This is a genomic window from Campylobacter sp. BCW_6464, assembly GCF_001762775.1.
Classification (GTDB): domain Bacteria; phylum Campylobacterota; class Campylobacteria; order Campylobacterales; family Campylobacteraceae; genus Campylobacter_D; species Campylobacter_D jejuni.
In genome coordinates, this window is record NZ_MJXM01000080.1 from 104,122 (window position 1) to 119,807 (window position 15,686).

General features: G+C 32.4%; 13 protein-coding genes. 4 read left to right on the top strand and 9 right to left on the bottom strand.

Annotation, left to right across the window (positions count from 1 at the left end; all coding sequences use genetic code 11):
- Positions 1-185: 185 nt before the first annotated feature.
- The gene (locus AJ885_RS09165) at positions 186-1,487 is read left to right on the top strand and encodes a major outer membrane protein (RefSeq protein WP_070281161.1); all 1,302 of its coding nucleotides are present in this window, start codon (positions 186-188) and stop codon (positions 1,485-1,487) included.
- Between the two features lie 117 nt (positions 1,488-1,604).
- Here AJ885_RS09165 and dnaJ read toward each other — a convergent pair whose 3' ends face one another.
- A complete protein-coding gene (gene dnaJ / locus AJ885_RS09170) occupies positions 1,605-2,729 on the bottom strand; it encodes a molecular chaperone DnaJ (RefSeq protein WP_070281163.1) in 1,125 nt (374 codons plus the stop codon).
- 154 nt (positions 2,730-2,883) lie between these two features.
- On the opposite strand from dnaJ, the gene AJ885_RS09175 reads away from it, so the two are divergent.
- From AJ885_RS09175 to recR, 3 genes are read left to right on the top strand one after another with little or no spacing between them, the layout of a single operon-like run.
- Positions 2,884-3,555 (top strand): response regulator transcription factor, encoded by a 672-nt coding sequence (locus tag AJ885_RS09175; RefSeq protein WP_002861955.1) that lies wholly within the window; start codon positions 2,884-2,886, stop codon positions 3,553-3,555.
- Positions 3,552-4,787 (top strand): ArsS family sensor histidine kinase, encoded by a 1,236-nt coding sequence (locus tag AJ885_RS09180; RefSeq protein ID WP_002861956.1) that lies wholly within the window; start codon positions 3,552-3,554, stop codon positions 4,785-4,787. Before AJ885_RS09175 ends, AJ885_RS09180 begins: the two co-directional genes overlap by 4 nt.
- Complete coding sequence (recR, locus tag AJ885_RS09185; protein ID WP_002861957.1) at positions 4,787-5,359, top strand: recombination mediator RecR; 573 nt, start codon at positions 4,787-4,789, stop codon at positions 5,357-5,359. Before AJ885_RS09180 ends, recR begins: the two co-directional genes overlap by 1 nt.
- Here the strand turns inward: recR and AJ885_RS09190 are convergent.
- The 8 genes from AJ885_RS09190 to tyrS all read right to left on the bottom strand — a co-directional run bounded on the left by AJ885_RS09190 (position 5,356) and on the right by tyrS (position 15,679).
- Positions 5,356-5,892, bottom strand: coding sequence for a HyaD/HybD family hydrogenase maturation endopeptidase (locus tag AJ885_RS09190; RefSeq protein ID WP_070210329.1), 537 nt, complete (start codon positions 5,890-5,892; stop codon positions 5,356-5,358). The genes recR and AJ885_RS09190 overlap by 4 nt on opposite strands.
- A complete protein-coding gene (cybH, locus tag AJ885_RS09195) occupies positions 5,889-6,581 on the bottom strand; it encodes a Ni/Fe-hydrogenase, b-type cytochrome subunit (RefSeq protein WP_002855770.1) in 693 nt (230 codons plus the stop codon). Before cybH ends, AJ885_RS09190 begins: the two co-directional genes overlap by 4 nt.
- Positions 6,582-6,591: 10 nt before the next feature.
- A complete protein-coding gene (locus tag AJ885_RS09200) occupies positions 6,592-8,307 on the bottom strand; it encodes a nickel-dependent hydrogenase large subunit (protein ID WP_070281165.1) in 1,716 nt (571 codons plus the stop codon).
- A 2-nt stretch (positions 8,308-8,309) separates the two neighbouring features.
- Entirely contained in the window at positions 8,310-9,449 is a 1,140-nt protein-coding gene (locus AJ885_RS09205) for a hydrogenase small subunit (protein ID WP_052794884.1), read from the bottom strand.
- A gap of 119 nt (positions 9,450-9,568) precedes the next feature.
- Positions 9,569-11,410 (bottom strand): bifunctional tRNA (5-methylaminomethyl-2-thiouridine)(34)-methyltransferase MnmD/FAD-dependent 5-carboxymethylaminomethyl-2-thiouridine(34) oxidoreductase MnmC, encoded by a 1,842-nt coding sequence (gene mnmC, locus AJ885_RS09210; RefSeq protein WP_002861962.1) that lies wholly within the window; start codon positions 11,408-11,410, stop codon positions 9,569-9,571.
- Positions 11,407-13,386 carry an N-acetylmuramoyl-L-alanine amidase gene (locus tag AJ885_RS09215; RefSeq protein WP_070281167.1) on the bottom strand — a complete coding sequence of 660 codons (1,980 nt, stop codon included), beginning with the start codon at positions 13,384-13,386 and terminating at the stop codon, positions 11,407-11,409. Before AJ885_RS09215 ends, mnmC begins: the two co-directional genes overlap by 4 nt.
- Entirely contained in the window at positions 13,386-14,477 is a 1,092-nt protein-coding gene (locus tag AJ885_RS09220; RefSeq protein ID WP_070210332.1) for a nitronate monooxygenase, read from the bottom strand. The genes AJ885_RS09215 and AJ885_RS09220 overlap by 1 nt, the downstream gene beginning before the upstream one ends.
- On the bottom strand, positions 14,474-15,679 hold the full coding sequence (gene tyrS, locus AJ885_RS09225) for a tyrosine--tRNA ligase (RefSeq protein WP_053872701.1): 1,206 nt from the start codon (positions 15,677-15,679) through the stop codon (positions 14,474-14,476). Before tyrS ends, AJ885_RS09220 begins: the two co-directional genes overlap by 4 nt.
- Between the last annotated feature and the right edge of the window lie 7 nt (positions 15,680-15,686).

A 15,686-nucleotide genomic window follows, 5' to 3' on the forward strand; every position in this document is an offset into this window, starting at 1 on the left:
CATTCATAAGAAAAACTCCTTAAAATTACACGCCTAGCTTAAATCCCTTTAGCTAGGCTTTTCTTTAGATGTTTTTATCCTTCAGATTTAAAATTTTTATCATTTTAAGTGCTTCTTAAGAAAAAACTCCAAATTTATGTGCTACAATTACATCGTTTTATTAATTTTTGACAAGGAGAATTCTCATGAAACTAGTTAAACTTAGTTTAGTTGCAGCTCTTGCTGCAGGTGCTTTTTCAGCAGCTAACGCTACTCCACTTGAAGAAGCGATCAAAGATATCGATGTATCTGGAGTATTAAGATACAGATATGAAAGTAGCAATCCATGGAGCAATGATAATTTTGGTTCTGGTATTTCTGGTAAACAAGATCATAAATACAGAGCACAAGTTAACTTTAATGCCGCTATAGCTGATAACTTCAAAGCTTTTGTTCAATTTGACTATAATTCGAAAGATGGTGGTTATGGTGAAAATAGCATCAGCAACACAAGTGATACCTTAAGTGTTCGCCAATTATATTTAACTTATACAAATGAAGATGTTGCAACAAGCGTAATCGCTGGTAAACAACAACTAAACACTATCTGGACTGATAATGGAGTTGATGGTTTAGTGGGAACAGGTATTAAAGTAGTAAACAACAGCATCGATGGTTTAACTCTAGCTGCTTTTGCAGTAGATAGTTTCAACGAAGCTTCAGACTCTACTGTAATAATCACTCAAAATAATAGCAACAAAATTACAGGAGTTCAATTTAACCGTGGAAATCCTCAAGGTGATAGCGATACAAGCGGTGCTTTAAACTGGGATAAAAATCTTTATGGTGCTGCTGCCATAGGTTCTTATGAATTCTTAGGTGGACAATTTAATCCTCAATTATGGTTAGCTTATATGAGTGATAATGCATTCTTATATGCTGTAGATGCAGCTTATAGCACAACTATCTTTGATGGAATCAACTGGACTCTTGAAGGAGCTTACCTAGGAAATTCCTTGGATAGCAAACTTAAAAATGCACTTTTAAATCAAGCAGCTAACGGTAATTTCTTCGCTTTAAGAGGTAGTGTTGAATTAAATGGTTGGGATGCTAGCCTTGGTGGTTTATACTATGGTAAAAAAGATAAAGTTACTTTAACCACAATTGAAGATCAAGGTAATCTTGGCTCTTTGCTTGCAGGTGAAGAAATTTTCTATACTAATGGTTCTAATTTAAATGGCGATATTGGTAGAAATATCTTTGGTTATGTAACTGCTGGATATACTTTTAATGAAACAGTTCGCGTTGGTGCTGACTTTGTATACGGTGGAACAAAAACAGGGGAAATTGGCAATGGTGGTAAGAAACTTGAAGCTGTTGCAAGAGTAGATTACAAATACTCTCCAAAACTTAACTTCTCAGCATTCTACTCTTATGTAAATGTTAATACAGATCCTGAAAGCACTCATCACGATGCTGTAAGACTTCAAGCTCTTTACAAATTCTAAGGGGTTTTCAAGTTTAACTTTAAGGCGGGGTTTTACCCCGCCTTTTTTTATGCCTGATTTTTAAAACTTAAATTTATATAAAAAAAGATTTTCCCAAGCTAAAAAGCTTTAGGAAAATTAGGACTTAAACCAATTAGCGATTTTTTCAAAAAGCCCTTTTTGCTCTTGATGCATACCATCTTTGATACCAAAACTTTCACTTAGTTTTTCTAAAAGTTCTTTTTGTTCATCGTTTAAAGAAGTTGGGAATTTGATGGAAATTTGAACGATTTGATTTCCTATGCGAGAACTATGAACATCTTTTACTCCTTCTTTTTCAAGAACAAATCTTTGTCCATCTTTAGCACCCTTTGGTAAATTTAAACTTGCTTCACCGCGTATGGTAGGTACTTTTATACTCTCTCCTAAGATAGCTTGAGTAAAAAACACTGGAAATTCTATATATATATCATCATCATCTCTGATAAAAGTATCATCTTCGGTAGCAATGATCTTAACATACATATCCCCTCTAATGCCATTTTTTAAGATATTGCCTTTAGCATTGACACGAAGTTTCATACCTGTATCTACACCTTCTGGGATATTAAGCTCGACACTATCTTTGCTTTCATTATAACCTAAACCTTTACAATCGCTACATTTTTCACTAGCTTTTTCTCCACTTCCTTGACAATCAGGACAAGTTTGTGCAAAAGTGATAAAACCTTGAGAAATTCCAACCTGTCCCCTACCTTGACACTTTGGACAAGTTTGAAGTTTTCCATCTTTAGCCCCTGTTCCATTACAAGTTTTACAAGAACATTTATAAGTAAAGTCTATATTTTTCTTACAACCAAAAACCGCTTCTTTAAAACTTAATTTTAAATTAACGATAAAATCTGAAGGGATTTTCTCATCATTTGAACTCTTTCTGCGACGCGATGATGAGCCAAAGCCTTCTCCAAAAAAACTAGAAAATATATCTCCTAAATCCTCAAAACCACCAAAACCTGAGCTATTAGAACCAAATCCACCGCCTTTTAAAGCATCTTTTCCATATCTATCATAAATAGCTCGCTTTTCATCATTACTTAAAACCTCATAGGCTTCATTAACAAGCTTAAATTTCTCTTCTGCTTCTTTATCGCCTTGGTTTCTATCGGGATGGTATTTTAAAGCCATTTTTCTATAGGCTTTTTTTATGGTTTCTTTATCAGCACTTTGCGTGATTTCAAGAATTTCATAATAACTTATTTCCACATTATTCCTTTAAAAAATTTAAAATTTTGCTAGAATTTTAATCTTAAAAATTCAAAAATCTAATTTTAGCAAAAATAAAATCAATAATTTATCAAATTTTAAATAAAATTATGCAAATATTATAAATCTTAGATAAAATTTAAAGGATACTAAAATGATTAATGTGTTGATGATAGAAGATGATCCTGATTTTGCGCAATTATTATCTGAGTATTTAGCGCAGTTTAATATTAAAATCACAAATTTTGAAAATCCTAAAAGCGCCTTAAATGTAGGCGTTCAAGGCTATGATTGCCTAATCTTGGATTTAACTTTACCAGGAATTGATGGTCTTGAAGTTTGTAGAGAAATCAGACAAAAAAGCAATATTCCCATTATTATCTCATCAGCTAGAGGCGACTTAAGCGATAAGGTTGTAGGGCTTCAAATTGGTGCTGATGATTACCTACCAAAGCCTTACGATCCAAAAGAAATGTATGCAAGGATTATGAGTCTTATTCGTCGCACAAAAAGAGTTGAACACGCAAATAATGAAAATATTAATTCTGCTTTCAAAATCGATGAGAGAAGGCATGAGATCACCTATGAAGATAAGGTTTTAACACTTACTCCTGCTGAGTTTGAAATTTTAGAATACCTTATCCAGCAGCACGGATATAGCGTTTCAAGAGAACAGCTTGTAAGTCGCTGTAAAAATCTAAAAGATAAAGATTCTAAAAGTCTTGATGTTATCATTGGTCGATTAAGAGTAAAAATAGGAGATAGTTCAAAATCTCCAAAACATATTTTTTCTGTTAGAGGTATAGGATATAAACTAATAGGATGACAAAAAATTATTCTATTTATACCAAGCTAATTATTTTATTTGTTGTTACTTTTTTCTTAGTTTGTGTGCTTTTTATCGTTCTTTTGAAAATAGAAGGAAGTGCTTACAACGAAGAAGAAAGTTTAAAACAAGAAAATCTTATAAAAAATTTACTCATCTCCTATGAAAACACTTCAGGTGCTAAAATAGGATCCTATCTTGAAAATAGCGGTTTTAATACTATACAAAATCCCTATCTTGTAAAAAGCATAAGAAATAATGGACAATCACTTTTTAAAGCAAATGGAGAATTTTGCACCCTTTCTTCTTTAAAATATCATAGCAATCTTTATTTTGATGTTCAATGTAAAGATTTTGATGGCTTATATGAAGAAAATACTAGCGATAGAGTTTATAATCTTTTATTAATAGGATTTTTTTCTTTTTCTTTGTTGGTTGTTTTTATGTATTTTTCGGTATTAAAATCTTTAGAACCTTTAAAAAAATTAAGAAGGCAAGTTGCTAAAGTTGCAAATGGGGAGCAACCTGATTTTTTAGATTATCAAGAAGATGAAGTAGGAAAAATCGCCTTTGAATTTCAAAAAGCTTTTAAAAAAAATCAAGAATTAATCCAATCAAGACAACTTTTCCTAAGAACAATTATGCATGAGTTAAAAACCCCTATAGGAAAAGGGAGAATTATTTCTGAAATGATCAAAGAAGACAGACAAAAAGAAAGACTTATCGCTATATTTTTACGTATGGATTCTTTGATCAATGAATTTGCCAAAATCGAAAATTTATTTTCAAAAAACTACAACTTACACTTTAAACCTAGTCGTTTTAGCACTATACTTGAGGAAGCTAAAGAACACCTTATGAGAGATGATTTTAATAAAGTTGTAAAAGTCGATATCAGAGATGATGCTTTAATCAATGTTGATATGGAAATTTTCTCTGTAATTTTAAAAAATCTTATCGATAATGCCTTAAAATACTCAAACAATGGCACTTGTGAGCTTTTTTGTTGTAAAGAATGTTTTACCATTAAAAATCCAGGCAAGCCTTTAGCAGAGCCTATAGAACATTATCTTGAAGCTTTCGCAAGAGAAAAACACAATCAGGTCAAAGGTATGGGACTAGGACTTTATATAGTTTCAGAGGTATGTAAACTGCATAATTTTGATTTGATTTATTTTTATGATGATGGAAAGCATTGCTTTAAAATTTTCTTTGGAGATAAAGAAAAATAATGGCAAAAGGCCTAGAAAAATTCAACGAACTTGTTGAAAGTTTTGCAAATTTACCTACCATAGGGAAAAAAACTGCCATAAGGCTTGCTTATCACCTTTGCATAAATAATCAAATCGATGGTATGAAACTCGCACACAATATAGAAAATGCTATCCGCTTTATAAAACCTTGTGAGCAATGTGGTGCTTTAAGCGAAAATGAGCTTTGCGAAATTTGCAGTGATGAAGAAAGAAATAAAAACATTTTATGTATAGTTGAAAGTCCAAAAGATATACTAACGCTCGAAGAGAGTCAAAGTTACAATGGGCTATATTTTGTTTTAGATGAGTTAAATGAAGAAAAACTTGAAAAACTAAAGCAAATCATACTTAAGCTAAATATCTCTGAGCTCATTTTTGCATTGACACATAGCATTAATTCTGATGCAACTATCTTTTTTATAGAAGATAAATTTAAAGATTTAAACCTAACTTTTAGTAAAATCGCTCAAGGAATTCCAAGTGGTGTAAATTTAGAAAATGTGGATTTAATCTCTTTAAATAAAGCTATGAATTTTAGAACAAAAATTTAGAAATTTTTATAAGAAATATCGGCTAATTCTTGCAAAGAAAAATCCGCAATCTTTTCATAAATAAAACCTTCCTTGCTTAAAAAATCAAGTAAAGTTTTTTCCATGATTTTAGCCCCTTGTATAAACTCATCTGAGAGCTTAAAACTCATCGCTTCAATACGCTTTGGCACACAAGCTAAGATGTGTGTTTTAGGCAAATCTCCTGCAAGTTCCATGTATTGTAAGGTTTGAAGCATTTCTATTTCATGAGCACTTCCACTCCAGCTAATTTTATTAGGCATAGCATCATAAGGAAAGAAAAATACATCTCCTATACTCGCATCTTGCGCTTCTATGCAGTCTAAAACGATAAGTCTATCGTACCTAGCGATGATATAGCTAAGTTGCAAAGCCAAAGTTCCACCATCAATAAAATCTAAAGTAAATTCAGGATGAGTAAATTTGTAGTTTTTTTCAAGTTGTTTGCAAAGATGAACGCCTAAGCCTTCATCTGCAAACATGATATTGCCTATTCCAAGGACTAAGAATTTCAATGCTTTTCTTCTTTTACAAATTTATATCCGCTAATAATAGCATCCATAGCACCATCTTTACCTTTTACTGCGTTAAAAATCGCCATGTAAATATGTACTGGTACAAAAATCATAATCACCCACATCAAAATTCTATGATAAGTTCTTACATCAGCCAAACCGCCCATTGCAGCTTCAAGCGGTCTTAAAATATGATATAAAAGCCCACCTAAACCCTCATGGTAAGTATGAGTATAAAGAATAAGCCCTGTAAGAATGATACCTAGCATCACAAGATAAAAGAAAAAATAAGTTACAAATTGCAAAGGATTATAAACCCCTTTTAAATGCGGGTGTTTTCCTAAAAAAATGTAAAATTTTACTTGTTCTATCCATAATTTGATATTAAAAATATCCCATACACTTCTGCGTTCTTTTGCACTTACCTTGTCACAAAAAAACAAATATACTTTAAAAATAATACAAGCGATTAAAACAAAACCCACCGCTTGATGTACTAAACGGTATTTTGCTTGCATAAAATTTACAGGTTCGCCATTACTAATAGGACTTTGAAACACATAAGAAAGATAATACCCTGTGCCAATAAGAATCACTATAGCAATAGCTCTTACCCAGTGCGTTAAACGCAAACCTATGCTAAATTCATATTCAGCTTTTCTTTGCAATTTTTCTTCTTTGTTTTGCATGAAAGCCTCCTTATAAATTGACATTCACTTTATATTCGCTTAGATTATTGCCCTTAGTATCCATTACATGCACCGCACAAGCAATACAAGGATCATAAGAGTGAATTTTTCTAATGATTTCAAGCGGTTGTTTTACATCAGCGATTTTAAGTCCTATCAAACATTGCTCATAACTTCCACCTACGCCATTTGCGTCTTTTGGACTTGCATTCCAAGTAGAAGGCACCACAGCTTGCCAGTTTTCAATGACGCCATTTTTAATTCTACACCAATGACTTAATGTTCCGCGTGGCACATGCCCCATATAGCGTCCTTTGTATTCTTTAGAATTATCGATCACATAAGGCGCGCAAGTACTCTGATCTACTTTTAAATTTTCAACTAAATTATTAAACGCTTTTAAAGCATTATTTGCAACGATTTTTGCTTCAATACAACGAGCAGCTGTTCTTCCAAGTGTACTAAATACAGCATTTAAAGGAAGTCCTGCTTCTTTTAAGAACTCATCTACCACAGGAACAACATTTTGATTATCTTTGGCATAATTTACAACGATATTTGCTAAAGGTCCTACTTGCATAGGGTTTCCTTCATAGCGTGGAGCTTTAATCCAGCTATATTTACCCTTAGTATCAAACACTTTAGAATGAACATTATTTCCATGATGATCTACGCTTTCTCCATCTACAAGTCCTGTATAATTTGGATTTGTTTTGCCATCATAAGGATGTAAAGGTTCATTGTCTGCATACCAAGAATGAGTTGCCTCTTCAGTAATCTTATCTTCTTCTACTTCATAAACCTTGCTTAAATCTCCATTTTTGATAATACCACTTTCAAAAAGCCATTCATCTCTTCCGATTTGGAATTCTTTAAAGGTGTAAAGATTATTTACCCCTATATCGTTTAAAACACTTGCTTCATGCGCATAAGCTTTTCCTGCCATCACAAGATCAGGATAATACGCACGATTAACAAAGTCTTGTACTTCTTGGAATTTAACCATATATTCACCCATTCTTGCAGGATCAAGTAAATCCATAACGCAAGTTACACCACCAACAGTTAAGCTTTGTGGATGTGGATTTTTAGCTCCAAAAATCGCCATACATTGAGCAATGATTCTTTGGATTCTTAAACATTCTAAATAGTGAGAAAGAACGATTAAATTTTGCTCAGGACTTAAACGATAAGTTGGGTGACCATAGTACGCATTAGCAAAAGGTCCTAAATTTCCTTTATCTACGAAAGTTTTAAGTCTTTGTTGCACTTCAAGAAGTTTATCCGCACCTGTTGCATAAGGATTTGGAGTGTATTTAAAAGCTTCATCGCTTGCTTTTTTAACATCAGCACTTAAAGCACTTACCACATCAGCCCAATCAAGCCCATGAAGTTGATAAAAATGTACAATATGATCGTGTAAGAATAAAGCCGCATTCATTAAAGTTCTTGTTAAAAGGGCATTTAAAGGCGGAGTAATACCTAAAGCATTTTCAACAGCAACTATACCTGCTTTATAATGTGAAAAAGTACAAACTCCACAAATTCTTTGTGTCATAAAACCCGCATCTCTTGGATCACGCCCTTTTACTATGGTTTCAATACCACGCCACAAAGTAGAGCCAGCATAAGCTTCTTTTACCACATTGTTATCATCAACAACAACTTCAACTCTTAAATGCCCTTCAATTCTTGTAATAGGATCTACGATTATTTTTTGACTCATTTTTATTCCTTATCTTTTTGCATGGAAGATATAACTGCGTGCGCTGCTATAGCAACACCTGTGAGCGTAAGCACGCCTATGCCGATTTTATCTGAAACACTATCCGCGCCCAAACCAAAAACAGTATCAAATTTACGACTAGCCATAGGCTCTTCAAAAGGTCCCATAGTATCCCAAAAATCGGGCTCAGAACAACCTATACAACCATGCCCTGCTTGAATAGGCCAAGAAGTGTGCTGGTTAAATCTCTCTCTTGAACAGTTATTGAAAGTATAAGGCCCTTTACAGCCTACTTTATAAAGACAAAAACCTTGCTTTGCTCCTTCATCTCCAAAGGCATGCACAAATTCACCCGCATCAAAATGTCCGCGTCTTTCACAAAGATCATGAATTCTTAAGCCATAAGCCCATTTTGGTCTGTTATATACATCAAGTGCTGGCAACTCACCAAATAATAAATAATGAAGCACATTACCCACTATATTTTTTTCACTTGGAGGACAGCCGGGAACATTGATCACAGTTTTGCTTGTTACTTTGCTTAAAGGCTGCGCATTACTAGGATTTGGTCTTGCTGCTTGGATTCCTCCAAAGCTAGAACAGGTTCCTATAGCAAAAATAGCCAAAGCATTTTCACTTGCCATTTTTGAAAGTTCATAGCCTGTTTTTCCATGTGCGCCTATGGTTAAAAAATGCTCTGTATCACCCATAGGGATACCACCTTCAACCATTAAAATGTATTTATTTTTATGTTTTTGAATGGCACTTTCTAAATTTTCTTCAGCTTGCCAACCTGCTGCAGCCATCACTGTTTCGTGATATTCTAAAGAAATATAATCAAAAATCAAACTATCAATCGTTGGAGTATCACTTCTTAACAAACTCTCACTACAGCCTGTACACTCAGCCATATGAAGCCACACAACAGGAAGTCTATCAGCAAGCTCAGCAGCTTTTGCTACCATAGGAGTAAAACTCGCTGGTAAAGCCAAAAATGCCGTCATAGCACCTGCCCATTTCATAAAATCCCTTCTAGAAAAACCTGACTTTTCTAATGCTTTTGCAATGCTATCATTGTCTTTTAAAGAAGGAAGCTTTTCAAGAGCCGATAAACGCAACTCTATTTGATGATAATCAATCATTATATTTCCTTTATAACATGAAATTTATTCTCTATAATAATAAAATAAAGGAAGTTAAAATAAAATTAAAAACTTACTCTCATAAGCAAATATTAGTATCAATCTTAATTAAAGTTTAATCATAAGCCTTTTTTGAGTTTGCGAATCAAAAATCTTGCAGGGTGAATAGCGTGGATGTATTTTTTTTCTAAACACAAGGGTTCATTATTTATCAATGCACACAAATACCTTGCCGCTAAAACACTTGTGCTAAAACCCCTTGATCCATGAGCAAAATTAAAATACAAATTACAAGACATTTTAGCTGGTTTTTGCTCCTTGTTTTTTGTCCATAATAAAGCTTTATATTCTTCTTTATAAAACACTTCATCATAAGCATTTCCAACTATCATAAAGCGATCACTCGAATAAGATCTAAAACCTACCTTAGAACCTATGATTTCTAATTTTGTATTTTTATCTATAAATTCGGCTATATTTTCTATATTTTGTTTATCATCTTCTTCTTTTGATTCTAAACTTGTATCAAGTCTATCATAACTTGCTCCAATCACTTGCAAATCATCTTTTATAGGACAAATATAAGCCTTAGAAGATAAAGGAAATGGAGAGTCTAAAAAAGGTTTTAGATGTGTAACTTGACCTCTTACTTTGCTTAATTTCATCTCATCATAAAAAACAAAATCTTTTGTATCTGCACCCATAGCATAAATCAAAACCGCATAATCACTTTTAACAATATCATTTTTAAATTTTAAAGTAAAACACTCATTTTCAAATTTATAAGCTTGAAATTCATGATTAAAATATATACAAGCTTTACTTTTTTCAAAAAGATTTTTAACCAAATTTTTTGGAAAAATCACTCCACCCTCTTCTAAAAAAGCTTGATTTTTTGAAATTTTAAACAAAACATTTTCTCTTTGTGTGTCAAATCTTTCTTGCATCAAATCATTATGTGCAAACTCCACCACACCCTTAAATTCTAAATCTAAAATTTGTCTATAAAAACGACTTGCTTCTATAAAAGAAAGCTCTGAAAACTCTCCTAAATTTACCTTAGGTTTTAAGATTAAAGAGCTTAAAATTCCACTTTCATTTCCACTTGCACCCTTGCCTAGTTCTAAATGTTTTTCAAAAACATCTATTTCAAAACCCCTTAAACTAAGCTCATAAGCTAGAACAGCACTTGATATACCCGCACCAATAATAGCTACTTTTTTATTTTTTAAAGATGAAAATGTTCTTGAAAAATACGCTTCTTTATCTTTAAACTCAAGCTCATTTTCCAAATAAGCTTTAATCATTTCTCTTTTTCTAAAACCTTTGGTTTTTTCTACTCTAAAGCCATATTTTTTTAAATTTTTTTGCAAAAAACTTGCCGAAGAAAAGGTGCAAATTTGTGTATTTTTTTTAGAAAGTCTTGCCACTTCAAAAATTAAATTTTCATCAAACATTTGCGAGTTTTTATTTGGAGAAAATCCATCTAAATACCAAATATCAGCTTTAAAATCCAATTCTTTTAAAATAGCAATATCTTCAAAAACAAGGTCTAAAAAACAATCTTCAAAATAAAAACGATAAATCCCTTCTTTAGCCTTAGGATAAAATTTTAAAAATTGCTCTAAAAGCTCTTTAAACTCTTCATAAAATCCTAGTTTTTGGTAAATTTCTCTTAATTGTTCTTTTTCGATATAAAAAGCTTCTATACTGATATAAAAAAGTTTTTTGGGACGCTTAAAAGGAGTGGTTTCTAAAAAGCGTTTCAAAGTAAGAAAAAAATTTAAACCTATACCAAAACCACTCTCTGCGATAATAAAATTTTCTTGATTTTTCCATTCAAAAGAATGAGTATAAACAAATTTGCTTTCATTTAAGCCATCTTTGGAATTAAAATAAAAATCATCAAAATCCAAAGAAAAAGGAGTATTATCCTTAAAAATTAGCTTAGCTTTTTTCATCGGTTGTTATAAAAATAACTCTCAACTCCATCAGCAATACCCTTAACCAATAAATCTTGAAAAGCTTTATTGGCGATTCTTTTACCTTCATTTGGATGTGTAATATAGCCAATTTCAATCAAAATTGCAGGCATTTGCGCACCCACTAAAACCCAAAAAGGTGCTTCTCTTACACCGCCGTCTACAATTTTATACTTTTTGCGTGTTTGAATGAGTATATTTTTTTGTACATCAATGGCTAGTTTATTTGAAGCAACGATTTTTTCACGATTTAAGAAATTTAAAATACTTTGTTTTGAGAAATAATTAATCTCTTCAAAATCTCCTTGATTTTCTTTTTCTGCTGCTTTTTTGCTTCTTTCGCTTCTTGCAGGACTTAAAAAGAAAGTTTCCACGCCTTCGCTACTTTTGGCCTTGACAGCATTGGGTGCTGCATTAGCATGTATAGAAATAAACAAATCCGCTCTTTTATCATTAGCATATTTAGTTCTATCGCGAAGATTGATAAATTTATCCGAACTTCTAGTGTAAAGCACTTTATAACCGCGTTTTTTAAGTTCATTTCCAAGTTTTAAAGCCGCGCTTAAAACTATATCTTTTTCTTTTAAACTTCCTTTTTTATCACTTAGAGCACCGCTATCTTTTCCACCATGCCCCGCATCGATAACTATAAGTTTTCCTGATTTGTATCTCGTACTTAAGGTTTTATTAAAGCTTTGAGTTGCTTTTTTATCTACACTTTGACTTGAAGTTTGCGCATGAAAACCTAAAGTGAGATTTTTATTATCCAACTTTTTTAAAAGTTTAAATTCTTTAGGAGTACTCAAAACCACACGAACAATTTTTGGATTATATTGCGTAACGACAATTGTATTTTGTCCAAAGGTAAAGCTTTTTCTATTACCTTCTAACACACCTTTAAAACTTACAACATATCGGAATTTTTGATCTTTGGTTTCAAATATTGCTATTTCTTTTTCATCCAAATCATCGCTCAAATTTAACACCACAGCGTTAGAAATTTTATCCACATCTAAAACATATAAAGGTCCTTGATCTTCTTTTTCGTTATTGGTTTTTTTATCTTGTTTTTTTATTTCTAAAACTTTGGTTTTAATTTCTGTTTTTTGATCTTGCTTTTTCTCTGAAATTTTACCAACTTGCTCAGTCTTTTTTTGGCTAGTAATTTCTTTTGAAAAAATTATTTTTTCTTCTTTAAAAGATATATCAATAGGAATTTTTTCTTTAGCATAAACCACTATGCGTATGGTTTTGGGATTAAATTGTGAAATCACTAAACGATAGTCATCAAATTTAAACTCTTTTTTACCTCCTTCTAAAACCCCATCAAAATCACTAATAAAACGATAGTTTCCTTTTTCATCTAAAGCAAAACTTTTTAATTGATTCTTATCTAAATTTGCATTTAATTCAAGCTCTACACTTTGGCTTGTTTTACTTGACCTTAAAACGTAAATTTTATCATCACTTTTTGTTTTAGAAACGATACTACTCTTTGGCTCTTGTGAAGTTTTAGAATCTATTTTTTCTATATTTTTTATTTGTTCATTAGGTGATTTTTTTTCACTTTTTTGAACTGTTTTTACAGGTTTAAAAGTTGACTTTTCAGTATCTTGAGAAATATTTTGAACCTTAATATCTTTAATAACAGCCTTTCTTAAAGCATTGATACTTGCTTCACTTATACCACTTTCTTTTAACTCATTAGCATATGACTTGTCGTCTAAATTTAAAGTATTTGAACTGATGATCAATCTTTTTAAGATTTCAATTTTAGTTTTTTCATCTTCATTGATAACACTTTGTATATAAAGGCTTTTTAGCTGATGATGAAATTTTACTTGCACTTCGCTTTTAGAACTGATAAAATTTTTATCGAAATTTGCAAGTTCATTTTCATAAGCTCCAAAAAGAGTTGTGAAAATAAATACTAAAAATACAGAAATTTTAGCCATTATTCACCATTAACCAATTTTTCCATAAGTTCTTTAACACTGATAAGTTTATCTAAACGATATCCATTTGCACCTGTAAAGAAAAGCCCCGTTTCTTTTTTACCTGACCACGCATCAAAAAGCCTATCTGCTATACAATACCCTACTTTAGTCGCCTCTTTTCCGCGTCCACAAGGTGCTACACAATTGCTTATACAATTGATCTTTGGACCCATTTTTTTATCTACCAAATTTAAAAGATTGGTTCTAACTCCACGAGCAGGATAGCCCACAGGAGATTTAATAAGCTCTATATCTTCTTCTTTAGAAGCTAGCAAAACGCTTTTAAACTCTTCACTTGCATCACATTCAAAAGTTCCTATGAAACGCGTTCCCATTTGAACACCACTAGCTCCTAAAGAAATAGCGTTTTCTATATCTTTTTTATCCCAAATTCCACCTGCGGCAATCACAGGAAAAGATCCCCAATTTTTAGCCTCTTCTACCACAGGAGCGATTAATTTTTCTAGCTGATAATTTGGATCTAAGCACTGCTCATAAGTAAAACCTTGATGACCTCCACTTTTTGGCCCTTCTAAAACCACTGCATCAGGTAGGCGGTTGTAACGGCTTTGCCATCTTTTGCAAATAATTTTTAAAGCCTTTGCAGATGAAATAATAGGCACTAAAGCCACATCAGGAAAATCTACAGTAAATTCAGGCAAATTTGTAGGAAGTCCAGCGCCAGAAACAATCACATTAAAACCAACCTCACAAGCATCGCGTGCTATTCTTGCATAATCATTACTTGCACATAAGATATTACACCCCAAAGGTGCATCGCCGCAAACTTTTCTTGCATTATTAATTAAAGCTTGCAAACCCTTGCGTGAGTAAAAATTTTCACTTCCGTAAGGCTTAGCGTTTAATTCTTTACTCGCATACTTTCTTTCTTCATAATATCCTGTTCCCACAGAAGAAATGATCCCAAGTCCACCATTTAAAGAAACTGCAGAAGCTAATCTATCCCAGCTTATGCCTAGCCCCATTCCCCCTTGAAAAATGGGATATTTTATAGTATGTTTTCCTATTTGTAAGGGTTGTAAATTCATTCTTTTACCTTTAATTTTGCAAATTTTCTTTTACCTATTTGTAAGATGTATTCTCCTTGTTCTAAATGCATTTGCTCGTCGCTAACTTTTTGAGAATTTACACTTACTGCATTAGCACTGATGCTTCTTCTTGCCGCAGAAGTAGAGCTTTCCAAACCACATTCAACCAAAGCCTTAGCAAGCCAAATTTTTCCTTGTATTTCAAACTCAGCCATATCACTTGGTAAAGCATTTTGAGAATGAATTCTATCAAATTCAGATTTAGCATTATTAGCCTCTTCTTTGGAGTGAAAACGCTCCGTAATCTCTAAAGCTAAATTTTCTTTAGCTTTTTTAGGATGTAAATTGCCTTGTTCTATATCTTTTTTTATTTGCGCGATTTCTTCTAGGCTTTTTTGACTTAAAAGTTCATAATATCTAAACATCAATTCATCGCTAATACTTAAAATTTTAGCATACATATCATTAGCTTTTTCTGTAACACCAATGTAATTATTTAAACTCTTACTCATTTTGTTTACACCATCTAAACCTTCGAGTAAAGGCATCATAATCACAGCTTGTTCTTTCCCTAAATTATAAACTCTTTGAAGCTGTCTTCCCATTAAAAGATTAAATTTTTGATCCGTTCCGCCCATTTCAATATCGCTTTTTAAAGCCACGCTATCATATCCTTGAAGCAAAGGATATAAAAACTCGCAAATCGAAATAGGGCTTTGTTCTTTAAATCTCTTGGTAAAATCGTCACGCTCAAGCATTCTAGCTACACTAAAAGTTGAAGTAAGCTCTACTATACCCGCGGCTCCAAGTTCATTAAGCCAAGTAGAATTAAACTTAATCTGTGTTTTTTCTTTATCCAAAACCTTAAAAACCTGTGTTTCATAAGTTTTAGCATTGATTAAAACTTGCTCTTTATCCAGCTTTTTACGCGTTGCACTTTTTCCACTTGGATCACCAATTTGTCCTGTAAAATCTCCAATCAAAAACTGCACAATAGCTCCATGTTTTTGCAAAAAAGCCATTTTTGTTAAAACCACGCTATGGCCTAAATGTAAATCAGGTGCTGTAGGATCAAATCCTGCCTTTATAAAGAAATTTTCACCCTTTTCATAATAATTTTTAATTAATTTTTCTATTCTTTCTTCATCAATAAGCTCTGCACAGCCACGCTTAACTTCTGCTAATATTTTTTTTATATCCATAATAAAC

Excerpts from the sequence above, each read along its gene's own strand:
- AJ885_RS09165 (WP_070281161.1), top strand. The coding sequence starts at position 186 with ATGAAACTAGTTAAACTTAGTTTAGTTGCAGCTCTTGCTGCAGGTGCT.
- AJ885_RS09175 (WP_002861955.1), top strand. The coding sequence starts at position 2,884 with ATGATTAATGTGTTGATGATAGAAGATGATCCTGATTTTGCGCAATTA.
- AJ885_RS09180 (WP_002861956.1), top strand. The coding sequence starts at position 3,552 with ATGACAAAAAATTATTCTATTTATACCAAGCTAATTATTTTATTTGTT.
- recR (WP_002861957.1), top strand. The coding sequence starts at position 4,787 with ATGGCAAAAGGCCTAGAAAAATTCAACGAACTTGTTGAAAGTTTTGCA.
- cybH (WP_002855770.1), bottom strand. The coding sequence starts at position 6,581 with ATGCAAAACAAAGAAGAAAAATTGCAAAGAAAAGCTGAATATGAATTT.
- AJ885_RS09200 (WP_070281165.1), bottom strand. The coding sequence starts at position 8,307 with ATGAGTCAAAAAATAATCGTAGATCCTATTACAAGAATTGAAGGGCAT.
- AJ885_RS09205 (WP_052794884.1), bottom strand. The coding sequence starts at position 9,449 with ATGATTGATTATCATCAAATAGAGTTGCGTTTATCGGCTCTTGAAAAG.
- mnmC (WP_002861962.1), bottom strand. The coding sequence starts at position 11,410 with ATGAAAAAAGCTAAGCTAATTTTTAAGGATAATACTCCTTTTTCTTTG.
- AJ885_RS09215 (WP_070281167.1), bottom strand. The coding sequence starts at position 13,386 with ATGGCTAAAATTTCTGTATTTTTAGTATTTATTTTCACAACTCTTTTT.
- AJ885_RS09220 (WP_070210332.1), bottom strand. The coding sequence starts at position 14,477 with ATGAATTTACAACCCTTACAAATAGGAAAACATACTATAAAATATCCC.
- tyrS (WP_053872701.1), bottom strand. The coding sequence starts at position 15,679 with ATGGATATAAAAAAAATATTAGCAGAAGTTAAGCGTGGCTGTGCAGAG.